Consider the following 21,623-nt stretch of genomic DNA (forward strand, 5'->3'; position numbering starts at 1 on the left):
TCCCCACGGCACCCCGATGCTGGGATTGTCATCCCAGCCTACGCGCTTCGGCGGACCATCCCTGGTCCGCTTGCGAACGCTTGATCCTTACTGCACGTTCAAGGTCACGTCATCCAACACGAATGAGGTCTGCTTCTGCGCATCCTCAGTGCCGATGAACTGCAAGGTGATCGACTGCCCGATGTAGGCACTCAGGTCGACAGTGTGCTGCTGGTAGCCCGATGCGGCGTCGAGATTGGAGAACTGCGCCACCGTGCCGAGCACAGTGCCGGAACCATCGAGCACCTGCACCTTGAGCGTGTCGTAGGCATTGGTGGTCGAGGTTTCGGCGGTATCGATATGCAGCCAGAACGCCAAGCTTGCGCTAGTCTCGCCGGCAGGAATCGTGACTGCCTGCGACACCGTATCCGTGTGCACGCTGCCATAACCATCCAGCCACGCAAAACCCGTTCCGGTATGCGCCGTTTCGCCGGAGCAAGTGCTGTTGGTGCACATCACGCTGCTGCTCATCGCCCAGGGCGCCGCGGTGCTGCTTTCGAAACTGGTATTGCCCAGCAATTGGGTGCTGCCGCCGGTGCTGCCCGAGGACACCGTCACCGCACTGGTCTTGGTGCCAGTCATGCCTCCATTATCCGTTACGGTCAAGGTCACGTTATAGGTGCCTGCGGCCGCATAGGTATGACTTGGGCTGGTGTCGGTGGCCGTGCTGCCGTCACCAAAATCCCAGGAGCTGGACACTACCGTGCCGTCGCTGTCGGTGGAGCTGTTGGTGAACGATGCGGTCAATCCGTTGGTCGAATCGCTGAAGTTCGCCACTGGCGGAACATCGCCGCCACCACTGGTGGGATTGAAATTGATGTCGAGCACCGCATGCAGCTCGATCGCATTCGGGGCGACGCCAGTCTGGCCGTGATTGAAGTCGAAGAAGCCTACTCCGCGAACTTCCACTGGAATATTTGCCGTCTGGAAGCTGGTCGTAGCGGTATATTTGCCATCGAACTCGCTACGTGCGTTTTGAATGCCCGCAGCGAAGGGACTGCCTGCACCGACGCAGGCCGGATCGGGAATCTCCGCGATCATGGTGTTGCCCTGGGCGTCCTTGAGCACCAGGTGGTAATCCGAATCGCTCTCCAACTTATATTCGACCAAGGTGGCATCGACTACATACAAGGTAGTTTCGGTCGGTTGCACGCGACTATTGGCCGGCGGCGAGCTGGGCGCCGTTAGCGAAGTCAGATAGCTAATGGTTTGCGGAACCGGACTGTTGAGATTGACCAGGCCGGCATCGGGATCGGTACCCGTCTTGACCGACCAGCGCTCCACACCGCAACTGCCGCTGCTGGCATTGGGCGTTGCGATCATTTGCTCGTGTTCGGCTTCGGATTCTTCTTGCGGGCTGGAGGCCGAAGCCACACCGGCCATACCTGCCAACAGGCAGGCAATAAAACACCACAACGCGATCTTGCTCTTCATGAGTATTCCCCGATGCATGCGAGTGCGATGGAAGACGGCACGTGTTCAACTCCTTACCTTCGCTTGTCGCGAAGATGGGAGTACGTATCTTCCGAGCTTGCCCCAAACGTGCCGCAGTCTTGCTTATGAACAGCAAGCCATAGTCCCATAAAACGGATTGCGCTGACACAACCCTACCTGCATTTTTTTGCTTGCGTTGAGCTGCCGCGCACTGTCAACGGTTCGACATTTTTGTCGATGTTTTGTGACGACGCAGAGGCAATCCGTTCTCTGCTCGTACCTGATTCGCGTTATGTCTCCACTGCGCGACATACAGCTCCCTCCCCTGTTTGGCAGGGGAGGGTTGGGGTGGGGTTGTACGAGCTTGCCGTAATGTTTGAGCGCGTAGGCTGGGATGACAATCCCAGCATCCGGATGCCGCATAGAAAGCTGGGATTAGCATCCCAGCCTACGCGCCTCACGTAAGGGAGGGAGCAGATACCCGTTAACTGGGACATGGCCCTAATCGGGTGCTCGCAGGGATACGCGGCGCCCCAAGGAGGCCTTACCTGGCGTTAGCGTGTAAACTATCCGACTTTTGCCTGTAATCATGATGCAAACCACCCCACGCGCGCCCCTCCGTGGACCGACCTTCATCCGCCTGCTTGCTCGCTTGACGGATGCCGTCGACGTGCCCGCGCCTGGCCAGTCGGTGCCGCACCGGCTCAGCCATTGGCTGGATTGGCGCCAGGCGATTGCACTGTCGACGGCACTGGACGACAAGCCGTCCGAGGTGGACTCCGGCGCCCCACACCTTGACAACACCGTAGAAGATGCGTGCGCGCGCGTGCGCATGGGCTTGATCCAAGCCATTGCCGGCGACCAGGCATTGGCGCATGGCCAGGCAAAGGCGGGCAGCAAAGAAAAAGACTTGGGCGTACCCATCGACTACACAGTCTTTCGTCAGCACTACCTCACCCTGCAACGGCGCATGCATACGGCGATCGGCAACCTGCGCAGCCAACTCCGCGGCGTGCTTGCGCAAAGATCGGCGGAAATGGCCCGTCTGGCGGAAGTGGATGCCGTCATGGAGATGGCGTTGAGCCCGCGCGAGCTCAAAGTGATGGCCAGCGTGCCCGCCCTGCTTGGCCAGCGCTTCGAACGCTTGCGTCAATCCAGGCAGGACTCGCCCGCCGACGCACAGCTGTCGGAAAGCGCGTGGCTGGGCGTCTTTCGCAAAGACATGCAGAGCCTGCTGCTCGCCGAACTGGAGGTTCGTTTTCAACCGGTCGATGGCTTGCTTGCAGCGCTTCGCGCCTGCTGAATCGGAAACTATGTCCAGAAATCTTCTTTATCTTGCCGTATTCCTTGCAGGCCTTGTGGCCGTGGGCTGGATCGGCGTGGGTTATGTCGGTTCCAATGCACTGGGCGCCACCGTCGCGATGGCCATTGGAATTTGTTATCTCGCCGGCGGATTCGAGTTGCATCGCTATCGGCGCGCTACGGCCACGCTGCAGCATGCCGTCGCCGGCCTGACCGCACCGCCGACCAGCCTGAACGAGTGGCTCGACGTGCTGCCCCAGCGCCTGCGCACACCGGTGCGCCTGCGCATCGAAGGTGAGCGCGCAACGCTGCCAGGGCCGACGCTAACGCCGTATCTGGTCGGATTGCTGGTCCTGCTCGGCATGCTAGGCACGCTGCTTGGCATGATGGCTACGCTCAGGGGTACCGGCTTGGCGCTGGAAAGCGCAACGGATTTGCAAGCCATCCGCGGGTCTCTCGCTGCTCCGATCAAGGGACTGGGGTTTGCCTTCGGCACCTCCATGGCGGGTGTCGCCAGCTCGGCCATGCTCGGCCTGCTTTCCGCGCTCTACCAGCGCGAGCGGCTCCAGGCGGTGCAACGGCTGGATGTGAAAATCGCGACGACGCTGCGCGTCCATTCGACCGCCCATCGGCGCGAGGAAACGTTCAAGCTGTTGCAACAGCAGACCGAGCTGATGCCTGCCCTCGTCCATCAGTTGCAGGCGATGATGGCGACCATGGAGCAGCAAAGCATCGCCGCGAGCGAGCGGCAACTGGCCAACCAGCAAGCCTTTCACGCCACCACCGAGGCGGCTTATCTACGCCTGGCCACCTCAGTGGAGCAATCCTTGCAGCGCAGCGCCACCGAAAGCGCTCATGCCGTCAGCGCCGTGTTGCAGCCTGCCATGGAGGCCACCATGGCGGGCCTGGTGCGCGAAACGGCTGCCATGCACGGCACCGTTACGCATGCGGTACAGCGTCAATTGGATGAGCTATCCGCTGGCTTTGAGCAAACCACTACGGCCGTGGCGGGCATCTGGAACGAGTCATTGGCGCAACACCGCCAATCGAATGCGGCGCTTGCCGAAGATTTGCGCCTTGCGCAGACTCATCTCACCGAGACCTTCGACCGCCGCTCGCTCGATCTGGTCGAAAACATCGCCACGCGCCTCGACCAGATGACGAACCAGCTGTCGAACGGCTGGAATGAGGCGTTGTCGCGCCAAGAGACAGTCCATGCGGAGCTGACCACTGGACATGAGCAAGCGCTGAGCGCGGCTGCCGTGACCTTCAAAGAGCATGCAACGTCGCTGGTCGATGTCGTGCACCGGTCGCATACGGATTTGCAGGCCGTGCTGGAATCGCGCGACGAGCAGCGCCTGGCCACCTGGAGCGAGACCTTCGCCACGATGACCACGGCCTTGAACCAGCGTTGGGTGCAACAGGACGAGCAAGCCGCGCAGCGGCAAACGGCAGTCTGCGACACGCTGGCCCGGACCATGCACGAGGTGTCGGCACAAATGCAGACACATACCAGCGATACCATCGCTGAGGTTCTGCGTCTCGTACAAGCTGCATCGGAAGCGCCCAAGGTGGCCGCTGACGTCATCGCCGAACTACGCCGTAGTCTTTCTGAAAGCATGGCTCGTGACAACGCCATGCTGGAGGAGCGCAACCGTTTGCTGAGCACACTGCAAACCCTGCTCGATGCCGTCAATCACGCGTCCACCGAACAACGGGTTGCGGTCGACGCGCTGGTGACCACCTCGGCGGACTTGCTGGAGCGGGTCAGTACTCGCTTCTCCGGCCAGATCGAGGCGGAGGTCGGCAAGCTGGACGCGGCGGCGGCACAGGTCACCAGTGGCGCGGTAGAGGTAGCGAGCCTGGGCGAGGCATTCGGGACGGCGGTCCAGCTATTTGGCCAGTCGAACCAGGTCTTGACGGAACACTTGCAGCAGATCGCCGGCGCGCTGGACAAGTCGCTGGTGCGCAGTGACGAACAGCTCGCCTATTACGTGGCGCAAGCCAGGGAAGTGATCGACCTGAGCATGCTTTCGCAAAAGCAGATCATCGAGGATCTGCAACGCATGACCCAGCAGCCCGCGTCGGTCGGAACCCAAAGCGCATGAACGACGACATGGAAGTATCGACGGCGCCGATCTGGGCCGCCTTCGGTGACCTGATGTCGGTGCTGCTTGGCGTGTTCGTGCTGATCCTGGTGGGCGTGATCGGGGTGCAGCTGCAATTGTCCAATCGTTTGGACGACGAGATCAGGCAGCGGCAGGCCGAGGCCCAGCGCAGCAAGGCCCTGGAGCAGGCGTTGGCAGTACCGTTGGCGGCGGGCCGCGTCACCCTTGTTAACGGGCGCATCGGCATTGCCGGCAATGTGCTGTTCGCGCTCAACTCCGATCAACTGCAACCGGAAGGCCGCGAGGTGTTGAAGAGCCTGGCCGGCCCTCTGTCAAACTACCTGAAAGCTCGCGGCGGCATGCTGATGGTGAGCGGCTTCACCGATGACCAGCAAGTGCGCGACGGCAATCGCCAGTTCGCCGACAACTGGGAGTTGTCGGCGGAACGCGCGCTGACCGTTACGCGTACCCTGATTGCCGAAGGCATCCCCGCCTCCGCGATATTCGCCGCTGCATTCGGCTCGCAGCAGCCCGTGGCCCCGAATGCCAATGACGAAGGACGGGCGAGAAACCGGCGCGTTGAAATCGCCCCATTGCCCAGTCCACCATCGGCAACAACGCCCCCCCATGAGCCCTAGCCGAACTCGCGCCAAGCTGACGCTCGATAGGTGGCGCAAGCAGCGCGCCGATCGCATGGATCCGGTCCGCTTTCAATTTATCGCGGCGATGGCGCGGCGTACGGCCGGACATGGCGGAAAAGCACGCGCGATGCTGGACGAAAAACTGGCCAGGCTGCTTGATGCCTATGCCAGTGATCTGGATAAGGCCGCCTTCAACGCCGATGCGACCGACCCTGCGCCAGTACCATCCGCTCCGGAGCGTGGAGCCCTCGGCGCACTGACCAAGCACATCGACAGCCATGTGGCGGCACGCAGCAACGAACTCGGGGCGAATGACGCCCTGCTTCGGCGCGACAGCTTTCCAAGCCTGGGGCTGCTCGACGACTTCAGGAAAACCTGGTCCCGACTACGTGCCGAAAGCCAGTTGCAACAGTCGTTGGAGCAGGTACCCACGGACGCAGGCCCGCTCAATTCAAGCGCGCTCGTCCATCGTTCGATCGCGCTCATGCGCGAAAGCTCACCCGAGTATCTGCGGCACTTCCTGGCATACGTCGATGACCTGTCATGGCTAACGCAGATCGGCGCAAGCGGGATCTTGGCCGATGCGGCCAAAGATACGCCTCCTGGCAGGAGTGCCAGAAAGCGCGCGGGAGACAAATGAGCAGCAAGCATGCCGATCGACTGGCCGCAGCTCATTGGGTAGCCATTGCGGTCTGTCGGCCACGGCTTGACGTGTAACGAACGTTACATGTAACGTTCGTTACATGCAACCTCGCAAAGAAGAACTCACCGCCGCACTGATCGATTACTTGCTGGCACATGGCCTGTCGGAGCTGTCGCTGCGACCACTTGCCGCCGAGCTGGGCACCAGTGCGCGCCTGCTGATCTACCACTTCGGTTCCAAGGAAGGTTTGTTGGCCGCAGCGATGGATGCGATGCATGGACATCTGCGCAGCTCGTTGCAGGCTCTGGCAGATGCCCATGCACCGAAAGGAACCAAGCCGTTGCGCCGGTTCTGGGATTGGGCGATCACAGCAGAGAATTTCCCCTATCTGAAGCTGCTCTATGAGCTACAGATACTGGCGGCCCGCAACCCGGAAACCTACGGCCACCTGTTAAAAAACCACGCGGCGAGCTGGTTAGAGCTGGTCAAGCGCGTGATGCCGGACGACGAGCGCGACGCGGCCATGGCCAGCTTGCCGATCGCCGTATTCGACGGCCTGTTCCTGGAGCTGATGAACACCGGCGACCGCAAGCGCACCACCCATGCGCTCGACCGCTTCATCGGCCTGGTGGAGCAGGCGCGCCTGCATCGTGCGAGCGCCACCCTCAAGCCGCGTAGTACATCCACACGTAAACGGGGAACATGACATGGTCGCAACGATTGCTGCTGCGCCTACACCTGGCAGGCCCACCATGCGCACGCTGGGCGGGCTGTTGCTGGCGCTGGGAGGCATCAGTTTGCTGTCCGGCAACTGGAACGAACTCACCGGACTTGGCCAGCTAATTGGCAAAGAGCTGCTTTATTGGGGCCTGGTTGCCGCATTGCTTGGCTATGTAATCAAAGTGGAGCGACGTCCGCTTGCCTCAGTCGGGTTCCGGCGACCGGGCTGGAAAGATTGGTCGCTGGCGTTTTTTGTCGGCCTGCTGATACTCGCCTGCCTTGGACTGATCTACTACGTTGTGTTTCCGGCTCTCAACTGGTCTGAAAACCAGCACCTGGCCCAGCTGGCGACGATTCCCTACTGGCTCAATGGCTTGATCGTGGTACGCGCAGCAGTATCCGAGGAACTGCTTTTCCGTGGCTATGCTGTCGAGCGACTGCAGGAGCTTACCGGCAGCCGCTTTGTCGCCGGCGCGCTCAGTTGCTCGGTGTTCGCGCTGGATCATGTCGGCAGCTGGGGCTGGCATCACGTTCTGGTGGCCGGCGCGGCCGGCGCGATCTTTACTGTGTTTTACCTGTGGCGCCGAAACCTGTGGGCATGCATGCTGGCCCATTTCATCGTTGACGCGGCTGCTTTTCTGTCGGGCTGAGTGGCGCTTGGTAAAAACAGGTCGCTCTTGCAACTGCGCTCTCTGGAACTCAAGTGAATACATCACCGTCGTCACCCGAAGCTAAACGCACCGATGCGCCATCCATCCGCATCGGCGCACTCGTTCCGCGAAGCCGACCCGGCTGGGTCCAAGCAGGCGAACACCTGCTTGCCGGACTCGAACTGGCTGTTCGAGAAGTGAATGACACAGGCGGAATCCAGGGAAGACCGCTCGAACTGATCGTCCGAGATACCGCGGCGGATCCACAGCGCGCCACAGCGGCCGTGGATGAATTGGCCAGCCTGGGCGTAGTCGCACTAGCGGGGGAATATCACAGCGTCGTTGCTCGCGCTGTAGCTGCCCGCGCCAATGCCCTTGGCCTGCCCTTCGTTTGCTCATCCGCGGTGCTCGACGCACTCACCGAACAGCCGACGGATTGGGTAGCGCGCCTCGCCCCGGCACAGTCCCACGGTTGGCGCATCTACGCCGACTTCCTCCTCAGCGCAGGCTACCGTCGAATCGCCGTAGCCATTCAGCCGAGTGTCTACTGGACAGCAGGGGCGCGCATTCTGCGCGACCACCTTACGCCACGGGGCGGCACGATCACCGAACTCGACATGAGCGTGCTTGCACCCAGGGCCGTGTGCGATGAATTGATCAACCATCGCGTAACAGCCCTCCTCCTTCTGGCCGGCCACTCGGAGCCGGCAGTGTCGATCGTCAGGTCCGTGCGTCGCGACCCGCGTCTCGCCGAACTACTGATGGGCGCTCCAGCAGGCCAACCGGAGTTGACCGAGTGGGCAACGTTGCTGGGCGACGACGGCAACTCGATCCCGTTCTTGCGCTACTTGCCCGAGCGCTTCAGCGCGCTCGGCGCCCGAGTCGAGGTAGCTCTTCGCGAACGACTGAACGAAGCGCCCTCCTTCGTCGCCTTCGAGGGCTACGACACGATCGCGGTGCTTGCCGATGTGCTGCGCCAAGGCTTGGATCTGACGCGCAATAAAGAATGTTGGTCGCGCGTTTCCGTCGAAGGCACCCGCGGGAAGATCCAGTTCTCCCGCGCGCCAGGCATCAGCGTGTGGCAATGGACTTGGCCACCAGTGCAAGTCGTGGATCGCGATCCGAAGGAGCCTCATCGTTTTCGGGTACTGCATACCAGCTGAGTGCCCGACTCACCAGAGCAAGGTTCGCGCTCCAAGTACCCGCAACCGTCCATAGGCCATATGGTCTATGGCTAGTGAATCACTTACATGCGACAAGGCCGTTCCATCTGCCCTCGCTTATTCACCGCGGTTCCAGGATAGAGCATGAAAAAGCCAGCTTCGGTTCGGGCCTTGCTAAGCGTGGCTGCCACGGCATGGGTGGCCAGCCTTCCGGCTGTCGCAGCTTCGCGGCATGGCGATGCCGCGCCGCCGATCGATCAATCCTTCATCTCGTTCTGGCAAGCAGCCAAGGACAAGCCATTCGCCGAACAGGAGGCGCTCTGGGACAAGTACATTGAGCAACCCCGTGAGGCGATTTATCAATCCGTTGTCTGGGAAGTCCGCGACAATCCGGACTGGCGCAAGCAGAAAGACCTTCAATTGAAAGCCCGGTTTGATGAGTACCGCAGCATGGGCAAGGGCATACCGGAAGAAACCCAGGCCATCAATACTGCGCTGGGTGTGCAAGCGAAACGATTCGCCCAGTATTTCGGTGCGTCGGGGCAACCTCGCGCGGTCGTGGTGCTCTCCCCCAATTTCGATGCCAAGAGCGGCATCCTGCCCGACGGCACACCGGTGCTTACACTGGCGGTCGATTCCCTGCTGCTGGAAAAAGCGCAATTGGATGTGCTGCTGCCACACGAGCTGTTCCATTTATGGGATGCCGAACATGCCGGCATCACCAACGATGGCGTGATGCCAAGCACGCATTTGCTGCTACCGCTTTTTGAAGAGGGATTGGCGACTTACGTGAGCACGGTCGTGTCGCCCGGGCACACCGATGGGGAGTACCTTCTTCAGAACGATCTTGGTGCTTTGCCGGATGCGACATTGCCCGCGGTGGCAAAGCGCTTTCTCCTGGACGCGGACGTAATGACCATAGATCCGGCGAAACACAAGACATCGGATACCTATGTGCGCTGGTTTGACTCGGGGCGAACCCAGTTCCAAGCCAAGCTGCCCAATCGCTCGGGATATTGGCTTGGACTGCACGTCATACGCGTCCTGAGCCGCAGCCACAGCTTGAGTGAAATGGCCTCATGGTCGCCACAGAAGGCGGAGACGGAGACCCGCAGTGCGCTAACTGCGCTGGCGGACAGCAACTAGGCCTTTCTTAGGCGTTGGACGGCTCTTAATCATGCGCATAGCTTGTCTGAAACGTAGCGATTCAGACTAATACCCTCTTCTGCTGCGCGAATGGCTAGTGCTTTATGCCGCTCCGGCGGGATGCGCACCTGAAACTTGCCAGAGTAAGATTTGCTGCTGAGAGGCTCCGGCAACGCTTCCCCATTTTTCTGCATGTCGACTACGACATCGCGGACCACATCGAGGATCCCAGCCAGCGCTTTTTGAAGATCTTCGGCCAACCATGAAAGGCTCGGAAACTCGGCGCACAGGCCTATGTATTCCTGATCTTCTTCAGACCACATGACTCGATAGGTGTAATGACGATAATTCATCATTTGATTCCGTTTATTCTTTTTTACCCTGCTCTTGCGTACGCGGAAATAGGAATATGTTTTAAAAACGTGTGCAATCTTGGGTGCACCAATTTTGCGCGCTTTTTTCGCCATTCTGCTCACGTACCTAAAGCCAGGCTGTCAATCAGATAAGCATCCGCTCATCCTCGGACGACTCGCAAGGCATCGACGAGTCGTAGTGCTGGACGGTTTCCGGGTGCGTCAGCAGGTACTGGTCGTCTTCAGGGTAGTAACGGGAGTGCGAAATATCGTCGCCGGCGAATGCCCTGATCGAGGCTTCGTCTTTCCACCAGCTGAGCGTGACGATCTCCGATCGCCTCGCATCGAGATCCCGTACCGCGATCACCGCGCCCAGGTTGCCTTCCGTGCGCCGGTATTCGGCCAGCCCCGTCGCGGTGACGTACTCCACATATTCGTCTTTCAGCTCGCGGCGTATTTCCGCGCGCCATTCTCTCAGGATTGCCATACAACCTCCTCTAATGGATTGTTCTATAAGGCTTTTTCCTAAAAAACGTGCCCTGGAAGCTCAGGTCTCCAGCGCCATTGTCCATCACTTCAAATATCTTGACTATCAAGATATTTGACTGTAGAGTTATTTCACGATCACTGGAGCACCACCGCCTTGAACACCTCAAGCAAGCCCCCCAAACGCGCACCCGCGCCGAGTCGCAAAACCCTCGACGAGCGGGTTGGCCGGGTTGACGTCTTGATCCGCGAGATGGCCGCCCAGACGGTCGTGACCAGCCAGATCGTGGCCAATCATTTCGGACTGCATACCACCGACCTGCGCGTGCTGGACATCATCTATATGCGGAAAAAGGTGCTGGCCGGCGAGCTGGTCAAAGCCACCGGGCTCACCTCCGGTTCCGTCACGGCCCTGGTCGACCGATTGGTCAAGGCGGGCTATGTCGAGCGCCGTGACGACGCCACCGATCGCCGCAAGGTCTGGGTATGCAGTCGCCACGACGCTATTGAGCCAATCAAGGAGATGTTCATGCCCAGTCAGGCTCGCATGTACGAGCTGTGGCGCACGTTCACGGCCGAAGAGCTTGAAACGATCGCGTCTTTTCTGGAGCGCACCACGGCACTCGCCGCCGAATGCGCAGAGGAAATGCGGCGAGGAAATAAATCGACAGGCACCCAACCAACCCACCGATCCAAGGAGAAAGCATCATGACTTCGCTCCAAGCCCGCAGCCAGTTCCCTGCCGTACAAACCTCGACCTCCCCCGCCATGCGCCGCGTGGGTTATGGCTTGACCGCATTCGCCGTACTCTTCCTGCTGCTCGATGCAGGCATGAAGCTGATGGCGCTGCCGGTCGTGCTTCAAGCCAGCGCGCAACTCGGCTACCCAGCCACGGCCGACTTTGCGCACCTGCTGGCCGCGATAATGCTGCTGAGCACCTTGCTCTACGTCATCCCCCGCACGTCCGTACTAGGGGCTGTGCTGCTCACCGCCTACCTCGGCGGAGCGGTCGCAAGCCACATCCGGGTCGGCAACCCGCTTGCTACGCACATTCTATCCGGCGTCTATCTCGCGATCTTTATCTGGGGCGGACTGTATCTACGCAACGCAAGCCTACGGGCCGTGTTCCCCTGGCGCCGTTAAAAGATTCGTCAAGTTTCACTCATCCCGCAAGGGTCACCCGTCGCCATTCACTTGCACCTCGACGAAGTCGATGTGGTGGTTGAGCAACGACACGCTTTCCAAACGGAGGTATGCATCATGTTCAGCATCATTGCCATTGTTGGGCTAGTACTTATCGCGGCTGTAGTGTGTCTTCTGGTTTACGCCGCCACGCGCCCGAATGAATTTCGCATTGCTCGATCGGTAGCGATCGATGCGCCCGCAGAAGCGATCTACCCCCTGATCAACGATCTGCGCCGCTTCAACGAATGGAATCCCTTCGCCAAAGGCGATCCCTCGCTCAAGGTAACCTACGGCGCCTCCACAGAGGGAAAGACTGGAAGCTACGACTGGGACAGCACCGGGCGAGGCGGCAAAGGCCGCATGCAAATCACCGATACCCTGCCCGCCCGGCGCGTCACGATGAGCCTGCAATTCGAAAAGCCGATGAAGGCTACCAACACCGTCCACTTCACTTTACAGCCGCAAGGCGCCGCCACCGAAGTTTCCTGGGAAATGACCGGTGTCTCGACTTACATGCAGAAGCTGTTCGGCGTGTGCTTCAACATGGACAAGATGGTCGGCGGTGAATTCGACAAGGGATTGACCAGCTTGAAGGCACAGGCAGAGGGAACGGGTGCGAAAGGCGCCGTATAGAAATGCTGACTTGCAGGCCCGCCATATCTCCGAAAGAGGCTGGGATTAGCATCCCAGCCTACGGGTTACTTGCCGGACTTGCGTGGTGACGTTGCCTTCTTCGCCTTGGGCATCGGCATCAGCGCTGCGGTTTCCAGAACAAGTTGGCGAATCCGGTCGGAGTCGTCCAGCAGTTCGTCGGCAACCAGGTAGTCCTTGGCGCCGGGGTAAGGGGGACGCCGCGGAAGCTCTAGCGACAACTTGGTGGAAGCCGTGGAAGGTTTTATGAAGAGGCTGTTGTCACAGGCGAAGGCGACGACCTTCCCATCGACGTACAAAGCATACTCGCCAAACATCTTCTTTTGCGTCAAGCGATCGCCAAGCGCCACTTGCTCCATCACGTAGTCGACGAAATCTTGTTGGGTAGCCATTCTGTATGCAATCCAATATTTGCCCCGGGCCGCCGGCCACGAAGCTTGTCGCCGTGGACCCGCGGTACCCCATGATGTTAGCGGCGCGAAATCTTGGGTGCGCTCGCTTTGCCCGCGATCAGCTGATGACGACAATGCTGTTCATGCCGTTATTTAGGCTGCCGCTGCCGCCCCCTGCCCCGAGCACCGCGTAGTAGGCCGTCACTTCGGGCGAAGATACCTGCAGCTCGACCATCAGACTCGCATCGCCTGCATCGCTGGTAAAGCTCGACCACACGATGCTCTGCAAACCGCGGCCACCCACGCCGCCATCGATACTAAAGAACAGCTGCTTGCTGCTCATGCCGAAATTCAATAGCGGCGGCGTATCGTTCCCTAGATAAGGTGCCAGCTGAGCCCTCTGTGATGGGGCGATGAGAAAACTATTGTTGTCCGTGATATCCAGTTCGATGGTTCCTGTGAAGTTCTGCTGGAACATGAACTGAAAAACCACCTGATATTGGGGCGAGTTCGACATGACGATCCTCCGGTTGTCCTCGTCTTAAGTTCACGAGTGCTGCGTAAATATGCGATGACTCAAGGGCTGTTCGTCGGCGGTGGCAGCCATAACTCGATGACATGGTTGCCGGTTGCCATGGAGGATGGAAGCGGGAGCGCTTGGACATCGCCCAAGTGGCCGTGCATCCAAGCCGACAGAGCCTGCGCGCATTGTTGCCCATCCGTACCATAGAGCAGTGTCGGCTTGCTCCAGGGAATCGGTGGTTTGCGTTGATTGCGCTTCGCCGTTGCGGTCACGTTCTCCACGTCCGGAACGACGATGCCGAAGGGACGGATATTGGAAAGCAGCTGTAGCGCGGAAGCCCGCTGCTGTTCGTCGTAGATCTGGGTGTAGAGGGTGAACAAGCGCCCGTCGCTGCGTGCGCATTGCTGGCTTACTTGCGTAGATGCCGAGGCCAAGTCGGTGCTTTTTGCTGCGGTTGCCATCTCATTTCTCGACCTTGCCGCCCCGCCAGCGGGCGATACCATCGATTCGGCCTCGACAAGAACCGGCGCGCGAGCAGCTGCTGGTGTCGATGCCATCGCCATCGGCGGCTCGACCATGGGTGGCGGAGGTGGCGGAGGTGGCGGAACTATGCTGGGAAGAGAAAGCTCAGCCAGCGTACTTGCCGGCTGGGATGCTTCCGTACTCGACCGCGTAGGCCAGTTGGTATAACGCGCGAGAGGGACGCTCCAGTAACTTCTCGCGCTGACGTCGCCGTTTCCCCATTTCGCCGCGATGTCCATGCAATCGCCCTTCAGGCTCGCGTCGGTGTTCTTGTCTGCGCACAAGGCCTGGATCTGTTCGCCGATCTCCTGCATCGTTGCCTGCTGATCGCTGGAAAGCTGATAGCGAACCGCACGGCTATGCAAGGTATTCAATTGGAACTTGAACTCCGGCGTAAAACCGGTGGTAGCCGAACTCAGCTCTTTGAATGCCTCGTCCACGACGGTTTCGAACGCGGAGTCCTGCGTCTGCTTTTGTTTCTGGTAGTCGCTCCACGCCTGCCAGCCGGCCAACAGGCTGGTGATCAAGGCGCCGGCGCCCAAGGATTTGCCAACCGTTGCGGCAACTCGTCTGGGCGCTTTCGCCGCGGCCGGCGTCGGCGAACTCAAACCGGCAGCCGGTGTGGGCGCCACCTGTCCTTGCCAGGCCCATTGGGTCGCTGAATCGAGCACCGAAGCGTCAACCCATCGCCCCAACATCAGGCCCAGGGCGCAATAGGCCTCCCATTCTTCTTCGCTGAAGAACTGATTGAGCGTGCTCTGTTGGGGAAAATCCTGGTTGCGGCTGGCGTATCCTGAGATGTCCAGTTCGAGATCCGGCACCACGCGAGGTTTCACCACCAGCAAAGCACCCTGCTGCCCCTTCGCATAGGTGATGCGGGCAAGCATGAGACAGCCCTCTCCTTCCCCGGGCGCGATCGAGGTAGGCGTTCCGAATCGTGCAGCCAGTGGGCCGACGAACGGCGTGAGGCTGTCGGCATCGACGAATTCGATCAGGGCGTCGTGATCGATGCGCGCCTTGCGCACCAGGTTTTCCACATCGCGAAATAGATAATCCGGATCGGCGCCGCAATCGGCCAGCACGATCAGCGGCAGTCGACGCTTCAGCAGGGCATACACCCCGGTATTATCAAAATGACCGCCGTCGGAGAGATACCAATAAGGCGCATTCAAACCCGGGAAATGGGCAAACATCTCCCGCAGCAGCGAGGCGTACTTGGCCAAGCCTACCCGTGATGCCTCGGCGCTCCTGGTCAGTGAACGCCGCCAATAGCCCAGGCGGAAGCCGCTTAGGAATGTCATCACCGCCACACCGGGCTTGGTGAGCGAGCCCATGCCCGATCCAACCGCCGCCCCGGATATCGCCACCCATTCGGCCAGTGTCGTTTGCTCCAGTACCGCCTGATGGGAGGTGCTCGGAAGCTGAGTGCCAGTTTCCACTCCTAGCGGCCCCACCGTAAGGCTGACGCCTTTGCGATCGGCATTGAACAAGCCGGTGCGATCATCGGTGGTCTGGTTGATGCAGCAATTGATCAGGTGAACGGGGCCGCCCGCTGCGTGCGGACGATATTCACCCAAAAGCACGTCGTCGCCCGGGAGCAGATCGGAGACACGCTGCGTGCCCTCGACCAGGGCAGGACTGTCGGTCTGCAGCGGACAAACCGGAAATCGCGCGGTCGTGGCACCGCTCGCCGCGCCATAATTGCCCACGGCAACATAAGATCGCGCCAGCCGTGAGCGATAGAAATAATGCAGCGACGAGCGATTCAGTTGCTGCACCTCGTTGCCGGTAAAGCATAGGAATAGCGCACCGACGACGACAACGGCCGGGAGGTAAAAATAAGCCGCCGGCACGCCCATGTACGAACCCTCGACACTAGGCAGCAGGATCATCTGGAAGACGCCAAGCCAGAACACCGCCACCAGCAAGATGAGGATCAGGCCCAGCAGGTTGCCCAGGGTCTCCAACGGCAAGCCGGTGGCCGCGACCCGCTCCTTCGACGTCAACAAGGGTGCGATGGCGCGGGCGACTATCAATAGCAGCGAGGTCCAGCCGATGCCCCAAGGCAGGGCGAGTTGCGATTCGCCATTCAACACGGCCAGAAAAATGTCACGCAGCATCCAGCCGCCCATGTCCAGGCAACCCAGCACCAGGCACATGCCAGCCAACAGGAAGCAGTACGCCAGCCGCTTGGTGTAGAGGATGCGGTTGCTCTCCTGCTCGCGCCGCCGATTGCTGACCACCGCACATACCCATCCGGGCACGACTGAAAGGATCGCCAGCGCGGCGACGCGAACAACCCATAGCAAGGAGGCGGACAAGGTCATTGGCGACGCGAAGCCGAGATAGGCCAAGTAGCCGCCGACCGCGATGGCGAGGAGGGAAATACCGAACCCGATACGGGGCGCCAAGCCGAGTATCCAGTAGGCGTCGATGGTGATTAGCGCGAGTATTCCCGCCACCGGCAACCCCCACCACCACAACGTGAAACTCAACAGCGGCACCGCGCTCGGCCCGAGTCGCCAGGAATAGAGCACGTGCGGCAACACCACCAGGCAAGTCAGGAACATGGCAACCACCATGACCTCGAATTGCGTGGCCAGGAAGCCGCGAAACTGGCCCGCGAATGCCTGGAGTATGTCCTTTCCCCCCGAAGGCAGCAGAAAGCGCCCGTTATTGCGAAGCCACCACAACAGCAGCGATCTATCGTCGGCCATGCCGGCCTCGACATGCTTGGCGGCGCCGGAGGACCCGCGATGGAACAGGCGCCCGAGCATCGCACCGATGTAGCCGCCACCGGAGACCGTGGACAGGTAGTCGAAGCGATGCAGGACACCGTTCTTGGCGAGCGCACGGAGCAGGCCGAGGCAAAAGGTGGCGCTGCGGATGCCACCGCCGGAGAGCGCCAGGCCGATGATCGGCGCGTCCGGCGCAAGCTGTGGCGTGCCGTCAGCGTTTTTCAGGGCCGCGCGTCTTTGCCGCACGGCTTCCCGATCGCGATGCGCATCACCGGGTAATACATCCTCTGCTGCCATGGCTGCCTCCTTGTCGTGTGGCGCGCAGCACAAGGCGGCGTACCGAAGATCCCGCATCCGATACATCGAGGCAACAGTACCGCTGGCAGGCGGTCGATACCGTCGCCACGGAACCATGACCGGCGCCACACCGGATCAAACCACTGCTGCCCCTGATTACAAACCATCGTTCTGCAGCGCGACCGCCGTACCTTACAGGCCGCGGGACGCACGGATCTGTTTCGAACGCCCTTCCGGAGAGCGTGCTCCGGTGCTCACCAACCCTGGGCGCGAGATGTACACCTTATGTATCCCGCATGCAAGGAAAAGGTTTTCCTCGTGCGTAGCCGGTAGTTCGCGACGCCGTATGGCAAATGGTTTGATTACGACATCACGTAGAAAATTTGACGCCGATTTACTCCCATCACCTCACCATAGGGCTTTTCCTGCGCAACTGAGGATTAGTCGTATGACCACCATTAAAGACGTCATGACGAGGGACGTGAAAATCGTCAGCCCGGACCAGAGCCTTCGCGACGCGGCCATGGCCATGGCCGCGCACGATATTGGAGCCTTGCCGGTGGGTGATCATGATCGCCTCGTCGGACTCATCACCGACCGCGACATTGCCATCAAGGGCGTAGCAAAAGGCAAATCCGTCGATACGGCGGTGCGCGAGGTGATGTGCGAGGGCATCAAATATTGTTTCGAGGACGAAGATGTCGTGCACGTCGCCGACAATATGGCCGACTTGGGGATCCGGCGGTTGCCGGTAGTCGATCGGCAGAAAAGGCTCGTCGGTATCGTATCTCTGAGCAATATCTGTCACGGCCACGACAACGCACGGAACTCCTTGTTGGAGGGTGTTGCAAGACCCCACTAGGCGTGACTTTCCATGACCCGCGGAAACTCTGGACTTAATTCGTACTCCTGATCCAGCGGGAATACGAAGCATAGGAAAGTTTCCGCGGAAGCATCCAAATAAAAAATCGTAGCCTACTATATGGATTTTTCTAAAAATGCATGACCGATTACAAGCGCACGCCAGCTAAATATAAATAGTCAGCGCAAAATGCACTCGCGCACGAACCGCATTTGCAGGTCATTTGACTCGCAAGAAGTTCGTGTTTTTTCTTTCGCTATGCGTTAATGATCGTGTGAAAATGCTTTTCACCTAACTATCACATAATCAGCGTAAAGATGCTTAGGAAGCTTTTCATCCGGCCAAATCAATCGGAGAGCCGCAAGCCGCTCTCCATGTGAGGGATCACTGCAAGCACTCGAACATGGAACAGCTCGCCGGTCAGCCAATACCACGCAAAAGCGACTACGCCCGGGCAACTCTGAGCCTGCCTGGCAAGCCCCTTGCAACCGAACAGTTTCTTGCACAGCAAGAAGCGCGATGACCGCTTGTCATCAATGCAAACTGGAGGTTATTCCCTATGAATAACGAGAACGTCGAGATCGTACGTCCCTTTGCACGCATGATGGCCAATGAAGTGCCCACCGAAGACGTGGATTCGATGATCAAGAAAGGGGCTTTCGTCAGCGTCCGTTCCGGGCACGTCTTCAACGATTGGCCGGATATCCCCTGAGCCTTGTTCATCCAGTTATCTCGAACTGCCTTGGCGGTTCGCTGCATGACATGCCGCCACGGTGCACCGTGGCGGTCTTATGCGACACGCTTAGGAGCAACCTTGAACGCCTCTGTCCTCTTGTTTTCCGTGGACTACGATCCGCACGCCTCCGCTGTCGCCTGGGCGCTGCGTCGCAACGGTACGCCTTATAGGCTAAATCCGTCCTTGCGCGTCGACGTTGCAACACGCTTCTCCATTCATGTCGACGACGCAGAAGATCACGTTTCGATCGACGACGTAGACAGCGCGCAAATCCGCTCCATTTGGTATCGTCGCCCGCGCCTGCCCGAAGCGGGCTCCTGCCTGGAGGCCGATCGCGGCTTCATCGAGGGTCAGTGGAAGTATTTTCAAAAGGGGGTATTCGACGCCGCGGACGACCTGCTCAATACCCTGTGGGTAAACCGCCCCCGCGCGGCGGACTACGCCGAAAGCAAGCTTGTGCAACTGCAAGCGGCACGTGCAGCCGGGCTGCGCATACCCGACACGATCATTGGCAATCATGCGCCCGATGTCGCAAAGCTGATCGAGCGTTGCGGGAAAGTCGTTTTCAAAACCTTTTATCCGCAAAGCTGGGACGACAGCAGCAAGGGAATTACCTATCAGATGAGCGCGGTGATGCTCGATGCCGCCAGCGACCTTCCCGAACCAGCCATCGCGATGAGCCCCGGCATCTACCAGCGCTACATCGAAAAATCCTACGATATCCGCGTAACCGTCATCGGCTGCCGCCTGTTTGCCGTGCGGATGAGAAACGCATCCGGCCGTGCCTACTTCGACTGGCGCCCGCATTCCCACGACCACGACATGCGGATCGAAGCCTGCGACATAGGCGCCCCGCTGGAAGCCAAGCTACGCAATCTGATGCAACGCTTAGGGATAGTCTTCGGTTGCATCGACCTGGTCGTCGACCAACAGGGCGAGATCTACTTTCTGGAGGTCAACCAGGCCGGCCAGTTCCTGTTTGTGGAAGAACTGATGCCCGAGCTGCGAATCCTGCGCGCCATGGCCGCCATGCTAAGCGCCGGCAGCACGGATTACGGCATCGACGATGGCGCCGACGTCAAATTGAAGGATTACCTTGAAAGCGACGAGTACCGCGAGCTAGGCAGCGTGCGTCGCGACATGGGCCACCAAGTTGCAAAGGAAGTGTCTTGACGATTTTCGGGACGCGAAGCGGCAAGCATAGCCTCGCCTGCCGATGCTTGCGCGCAGCAGGCAAGCCCTGCCTAAGGGCCTGCCATGATCAGCGCTATCGACCTTATCCTTGCGGAGCCGCCGGCGATTGGGAAGTGGCCGGCGCTTGCGTTTGGGCACCGGCAAAATCCACCACCAGGCTGACGCGGCGATTGGGCTCCCCCGCATCACCTGATTTGCCCTTCAGTACCTGGCGATCAGCCTCTTTGCCGTAACTCACCGTGCGAATCTGGTCGGCGGACATGCCGCCATTGTTCACCAGATAATCGCGCACGGCGTCCGCGCGCTTGCGCCCTAGCCGTCGGTTGAACGCCGCACCGCCCGCGGGATCGGTGAAACCTTCCACGGTGATGACGGCTTGTGGGTAATTCTTGGACATGATCTTGGCAAAATCGTCCAGCAAGGGTTTGTCTTGATCGCGCAGCGTGGCGTCGTTGAAGGCGAAGTGGGACACCGTATCGACGCGAATGCGGCCATTCAGCTCGGCGATCTTCGCGTCGTATTGAGCAAAATGTTGCTGCATCTGCTGCGTAAGACTGTCGATTTCCTGCTGCTGCTTTTGTTGGTTGGCGCGCAACTCGCCGATGGCTGCGTCGAAATCGGCCTTCTTGACATAGCCCTGGCATCCGCCAAGGCCTACAGCCAGTACAGCCAGCGACACATAAGCAAAACGTTGATAAGAGCGCATGGAAAAAGCCTCGTTGTCACCACATCAATGGTCTTTTTGCAGTGTCGTGTGTTGTCATGGCGTGAACTTGGTTAGGGAAAATACGCATTCATTCATGAAAATGATCCAGCCGAGTTGAGCAATTCGCGACCGCACCCTAGGCTCAAGGGTGCCTTTTGGCATGAATGCCTTTTGGCAGTGGAGTTTCGATGGCGGACGGGAACAAGCTGCACTGCGAAGCCATGAGGGGACATGTATGCAATCGTCTTTTCGCACATCGGCGTGGTTTTACTTTGGGGCCGCCTTCGGCATCACCTGGGTTTTCTGGCTTTTACCGGTGCTTGCCAACCACGGCGTATTGCAGCTTGGGCAGGCCGCACAGCTAGCATGCCTGTTCGCCGGCTCCTTCGGGCCTTTCATCGCGGCCTTTCTAGCGGTCTATCGCGATGGCGGTTGGCCGGCGGTGCGCGAATTTGCCGGTCGCAGCCTGCGCTACCGCATGGGCCCGATCTATTTTCTGGCCGCCGTGCTGCTGACGCCTGTTGCCGCCGCCCTGTCGATGGCATGGCTGGCTAGTCATGGCGGCCCGCCATTCGCCGTCGGGGTATCGCTTGGCCATTTGCCCTTGCTGTATCTGGAATTGCTTCTGTTCGGCGGTTCGGTCAACGAGGAATTCGGCTGGGCCTATGCGATCGATCGCCTGCGGCAGGGACAGGGACTGCTACGGGCTGCGGCGGTGCTGGGCGTGATCTGGGGCTGCTGGCATATCCCGTTGTTTTTTGTCCCCGGACTGACGCAGTCGTTCATGCCCTTTTGGGTATTCGTACTCTTTACCGTAGCGCTACGCATCGTGATTGTCTGGGGCTATGCCAGCAATCGCCAAAGCATCCTGATTGCGCTGCTCTTTCATACCGCGAGCAACTTGGCCTTCAACCTCTTTGAGGTGGTAGATCGCTCGCCCAAGCACGATGAGCGCGGATTCATCGGCTATGGGCTGATCGTGCTCGTCGTCGCGTTGCTGATCGCGTTTACCGCGCGTTGCTATCGCCGTGTTCCGCCGAATTCGATCGCATCGACGATCGCGTAGGCTGGGATGGCAATCCCAGCTTTGCATGCAGCATCCGATGCTGGGATTGTCATCCCAGCCTACGCG

General features: G+C 59.7%; 22 protein-coding genes. 15 read left to right on the top strand and 7 right to left on the bottom strand.

Going from position 1 to position 21,623, the window contains the following annotated elements; translation table 11 throughout:
- Positions 1 to 87: 87 nt before the first annotated feature.
- On the bottom strand, positions 88 to 1,473 hold the full coding sequence (locus QQJ96_RS06795) for a PKD domain-containing protein (protein ID WP_284331215.1): 1,386 nt from the start codon (positions 1,471 to 1,473) through the stop codon (positions 88 to 90).
- Positions 1,474 to 2,062: 589 nt separating this feature from the next.
- Here QQJ96_RS06795 and QQJ96_RS06800 point away from each other — a divergent pair.
- The 8 genes from QQJ96_RS06800 to QQJ96_RS06835 all read left to right on the top strand — a co-directional run bounded on the left by QQJ96_RS06800 (position 2,063) and on the right by QQJ96_RS06835 (position 9,846).
- Entirely contained in the window at positions 2,063 to 2,776 is a 714-nt protein-coding gene (locus QQJ96_RS06800; RefSeq protein ID WP_284331216.1) for a DUF3348 domain-containing protein, read from the top strand.
- A gap of 10 nt (positions 2,777 to 2,786) precedes the next feature.
- The gene (locus QQJ96_RS06805) at positions 2,787 to 4,883 is read left to right on the top strand and encodes a DUF802 domain-containing protein (protein WP_284331217.1); all 2,097 of its coding nucleotides are present in this window, start codon (positions 2,787 to 2,789) and stop codon (positions 4,881 to 4,883) included.
- Complete coding sequence (locus QQJ96_RS06810) at positions 4,880 to 5,521, top strand: OmpA family protein (RefSeq protein ID WP_284331218.1); 642 nt, start codon at positions 4,880 to 4,882, stop codon at positions 5,519 to 5,521. The genes QQJ96_RS06805 and QQJ96_RS06810 overlap by 4 nt, the downstream gene beginning before the upstream one ends.
- The gene (locus tag QQJ96_RS06815) at positions 5,511 to 6,164 is read left to right on the top strand and encodes a DUF2894 domain-containing protein (RefSeq protein WP_284331219.1); all 654 of its coding nucleotides are present in this window, start codon (positions 5,511 to 5,513) and stop codon (positions 6,162 to 6,164) included. Before QQJ96_RS06810 ends, QQJ96_RS06815 begins: the two co-directional genes overlap by 11 nt.
- Positions 6,165 to 6,267: 103 nt before the next feature.
- Complete coding sequence (locus QQJ96_RS06820; RefSeq protein WP_284331220.1) at positions 6,268 to 6,873, top strand: TetR/AcrR family transcriptional regulator; 606 nt, start codon at positions 6,268 to 6,270, stop codon at positions 6,871 to 6,873.
- Between the two features lies 1 nt (position 6,874).
- Positions 6,875 to 7,537, top strand: a complete 663-nt coding sequence (locus tag QQJ96_RS06825) for a CPBP family intramembrane glutamic endopeptidase (RefSeq protein ID WP_284331221.1) — start codon at positions 6,875 to 6,877, stop codon at positions 7,535 to 7,537.
- 53 nt (positions 7,538 to 7,590) lie between these two features.
- Complete coding sequence (locus tag QQJ96_RS06830; RefSeq protein WP_284331222.1) at positions 7,591 to 8,700, top strand: ABC transporter substrate-binding protein; 1,110 nt, start codon at positions 7,591 to 7,593, stop codon at positions 8,698 to 8,700.
- Positions 8,701 to 8,844: 144 nt separating this feature from the next.
- Positions 8,845 to 9,846, top strand: coding sequence for a hypothetical protein (locus QQJ96_RS06835; RefSeq protein WP_284331223.1), 1,002 nt, complete (start codon positions 8,845 to 8,847; stop codon positions 9,844 to 9,846).
- A gap of 29 nt (positions 9,847 to 9,875) precedes the next feature.
- On the opposite strand, the gene QQJ96_RS06840 is transcribed toward QQJ96_RS06835, so the two are convergent.
- Together QQJ96_RS06840 and QQJ96_RS06845 are read right to left on the bottom strand one after the other, a co-directional pair.
- Entirely contained in the window at positions 9,876 to 10,313 is a 438-nt protein-coding gene (locus QQJ96_RS06840) for a type II toxin-antitoxin system HicB family antitoxin (protein ID WP_284331224.1), read from the bottom strand.
- Positions 10,314 to 10,344: 31 nt separating this feature from the next.
- Positions 10,345 to 10,686: a hypothetical protein gene (locus QQJ96_RS06845; RefSeq protein WP_284331225.1), complete on the bottom strand. Its 342-nt coding sequence runs from the start codon at positions 10,684 to 10,686 to the stop codon at positions 10,345 to 10,347.
- A gap of 156 nt (positions 10,687 to 10,842) precedes the next feature.
- On the opposite strand from QQJ96_RS06845, the gene QQJ96_RS06850 reads away from it, so the two are divergent.
- Genes QQJ96_RS06850 through QQJ96_RS06860 form a run of 3 tightly spaced genes read left to right on the top strand, consistent with a single transcriptional unit; the run spans position 10,843 to position 12,503 of the window.
- Positions 10,843 to 11,397 carry a MarR family winged helix-turn-helix transcriptional regulator gene (locus QQJ96_RS06850; RefSeq protein ID WP_284331226.1) on the top strand — a complete coding sequence of 185 codons (555 nt, stop codon included), beginning with the start codon at positions 10,843 to 10,845 and terminating at the stop codon, positions 11,395 to 11,397.
- A complete protein-coding gene (locus QQJ96_RS06855) occupies positions 11,394 to 11,828 on the top strand; it encodes a DoxX family protein (RefSeq protein WP_284331227.1) in 435 nt (144 codons plus the stop codon). The genes QQJ96_RS06850 and QQJ96_RS06855 overlap by 4 nt, the downstream gene beginning before the upstream one ends.
- A gap of 51 nt (positions 11,829 to 11,879) precedes the next feature.
- Positions 11,880 to 12,503, top strand: coding sequence for an SRPBCC family protein (locus QQJ96_RS06860; protein WP_284331228.1), 624 nt, complete (start codon positions 11,880 to 11,882; stop codon positions 12,501 to 12,503).
- A 65-nt stretch (positions 12,504 to 12,568) separates the two neighbouring features.
- Here QQJ96_RS06860 and QQJ96_RS06865 read toward each other — a convergent pair whose 3' ends face one another.
- From QQJ96_RS06865 to QQJ96_RS06875, 3 genes are all read right to left on the bottom strand, one after another.
- Complete coding sequence (locus tag QQJ96_RS06865) at positions 12,569 to 12,913, bottom strand: TfoX/Sxy family protein (protein ID WP_284331229.1); 345 nt, start codon at positions 12,911 to 12,913, stop codon at positions 12,569 to 12,571.
- A 118-nt stretch (positions 12,914 to 13,031) separates the two neighbouring features.
- A complete protein-coding gene (locus tag QQJ96_RS06870) occupies positions 13,032 to 13,430 on the bottom strand; it encodes a hypothetical protein (RefSeq protein WP_284331230.1) in 399 nt (132 codons plus the stop codon).
- 59 nt (positions 13,431 to 13,489) lie between these two features.
- Complete coding sequence (locus QQJ96_RS06875; protein ID WP_284331231.1) at positions 13,490 to 16,993, bottom strand: patatin-like phospholipase family protein; 3,504 nt, start codon at positions 16,991 to 16,993, stop codon at positions 13,490 to 13,492.
- Positions 16,994 to 17,441: 448 nt separating this feature from the next.
- Here QQJ96_RS06875 and QQJ96_RS06880 point away from each other — a divergent pair, with 448 nt between their 5' ends.
- The 3 genes from QQJ96_RS06880 (at position 17,442) to QQJ96_RS06890 (ending at position 19,764) form a co-directional block, all read left to right on the top strand.
- Positions 17,442 to 17,855 (top strand): CBS domain-containing protein, encoded by a 414-nt coding sequence (locus tag QQJ96_RS06880; RefSeq protein WP_284331232.1) that lies wholly within the window; start codon positions 17,442 to 17,444, stop codon positions 17,853 to 17,855.
- 559 nt (positions 17,856 to 18,414) lie between these two features.
- Positions 18,415 to 18,567, top strand: coding sequence for a hypothetical protein (locus tag QQJ96_RS06885; RefSeq protein ID WP_284331233.1), 153 nt, complete (start codon positions 18,415 to 18,417; stop codon positions 18,565 to 18,567).
- 102 nt (positions 18,568 to 18,669) lie between these two features.
- Positions 18,670 to 19,764 (top strand): MvdC/MvdD family ATP grasp protein, encoded by a 1,095-nt coding sequence (locus tag QQJ96_RS06890; protein ID WP_284331234.1) that lies wholly within the window; start codon positions 18,670 to 18,672, stop codon positions 19,762 to 19,764.
- 103 nt (positions 19,765 to 19,867) lie between these two features.
- Here the strand turns inward: QQJ96_RS06890 and QQJ96_RS06895 are convergent, their stop codons facing one another.
- Positions 19,868 to 20,491 carry an OmpA family protein gene (locus QQJ96_RS06895; RefSeq protein WP_284331235.1) on the bottom strand — a complete coding sequence of 208 codons (624 nt, stop codon included), beginning with the start codon at positions 20,489 to 20,491 and terminating at the stop codon, positions 19,868 to 19,870.
- A 235-nt stretch (positions 20,492 to 20,726) separates the two neighbouring features.
- On the opposite strand from QQJ96_RS06895, the gene QQJ96_RS06900 reads away from it, so the two are divergent.
- Positions 20,727 to 21,557, top strand: coding sequence for a CPBP family glutamic-type intramembrane protease (locus tag QQJ96_RS06900; protein WP_284331236.1), 831 nt, complete (start codon positions 20,727 to 20,729; stop codon positions 21,555 to 21,557).
- Positions 21,558 to 21,623 lie beyond the last annotated feature (66 nt).

This window comes from Dyella flagellata (genome assembly GCF_030160275.1).
Lineage (GTDB): Bacteria > Pseudomonadota > Gammaproteobacteria > Xanthomonadales > Rhodanobacteraceae > Dyella_B > Dyella_B flagellata.

Bases quoted from the DNA above. Each gene is read 5' to 3' on its own strand.
- QQJ96_RS06795 (WP_284331215.1), bottom strand. From the start codon at position 1,473: ATGAAGAGCAAGATCGCGTTGTGGTGTTTTATTGCCTGCCTGTTGGCA.
- QQJ96_RS06820 (WP_284331220.1), top strand. From the start codon at position 6,268: ATGCAACCTCGCAAAGAAGAACTCACCGCCGCACTGATCGATTACTTG.
- QQJ96_RS06855 (WP_284331227.1), top strand. From the start codon at position 11,394: ATGACTTCGCTCCAAGCCCGCAGCCAGTTCCCTGCCGTACAAACCTCG.
- QQJ96_RS06895 (WP_284331235.1), bottom strand. From the start codon at position 20,491: ATGCGCTCTTATCAACGTTTTGCTTATGTGTCGCTGGCTGTACTGGCT.
- QQJ96_RS06805 (WP_284331217.1), top strand. From the start codon at position 2,787: ATGTCCAGAAATCTTCTTTATCTTGCCGTATTCCTTGCAGGCCTTGTG.
- QQJ96_RS06845 (WP_284331225.1), bottom strand. From the start codon at position 10,686: ATGGCAATCCTGAGAGAATGGCGCGCGGAAATACGCCGCGAGCTGAAA.
- QQJ96_RS06810 (WP_284331218.1), top strand. From the start codon at position 4,880: ATGAACGACGACATGGAAGTATCGACGGCGCCGATCTGGGCCGCCTTC.
- QQJ96_RS06885 (WP_284331233.1), top strand. From the start codon at position 18,415: ATGAATAACGAGAACGTCGAGATCGTACGTCCCTTTGCACGCATGATG.
- QQJ96_RS06800 (WP_284331216.1), top strand. From the start codon at position 2,063: ATGATGCAAACCACCCCACGCGCGCCCCTCCGTGGACCGACCTTCATC.
- QQJ96_RS06865 (WP_284331229.1), bottom strand. From the start codon at position 12,913: ATGGCTACCCAACAAGATTTCGTCGACTACGTGATGGAGCAAGTGGCG.
- QQJ96_RS06880 (WP_284331232.1), top strand. From the start codon at position 17,442: ATGACCACCATTAAAGACGTCATGACGAGGGACGTGAAAATCGTCAGC.
- QQJ96_RS06835 (WP_284331223.1), top strand. From the start codon at position 8,845: ATGAAAAAGCCAGCTTCGGTTCGGGCCTTGCTAAGCGTGGCTGCCACG.
- QQJ96_RS06840 (WP_284331224.1), bottom strand. From the start codon at position 10,313: ATGGCGAAAAAAGCGCGCAAAATTGGTGCACCCAAGATTGCACACGTT.
- QQJ96_RS06900 (WP_284331236.1), top strand. From the start codon at position 20,727: ATGCAATCGTCTTTTCGCACATCGGCGTGGTTTTACTTTGGGGCCGCC.
- QQJ96_RS06825 (WP_284331221.1), top strand. From the start codon at position 6,875: ATGGTCGCAACGATTGCTGCTGCGCCTACACCTGGCAGGCCCACCATG.
- QQJ96_RS06815 (WP_284331219.1), top strand. From the start codon at position 5,511: ATGAGCCCTAGCCGAACTCGCGCCAAGCTGACGCTCGATAGGTGGCGC.
- QQJ96_RS06870 (WP_284331230.1), bottom strand. From the start codon at position 13,430: ATGTCGAACTCGCCCCAATATCAGGTGGTTTTTCAGTTCATGTTCCAG.
- QQJ96_RS06875 (WP_284331231.1), bottom strand. From the start codon at position 16,993: ATGGCAGCAGAGGATGTATTACCCGGTGATGCGCATCGCGATCGGGAA.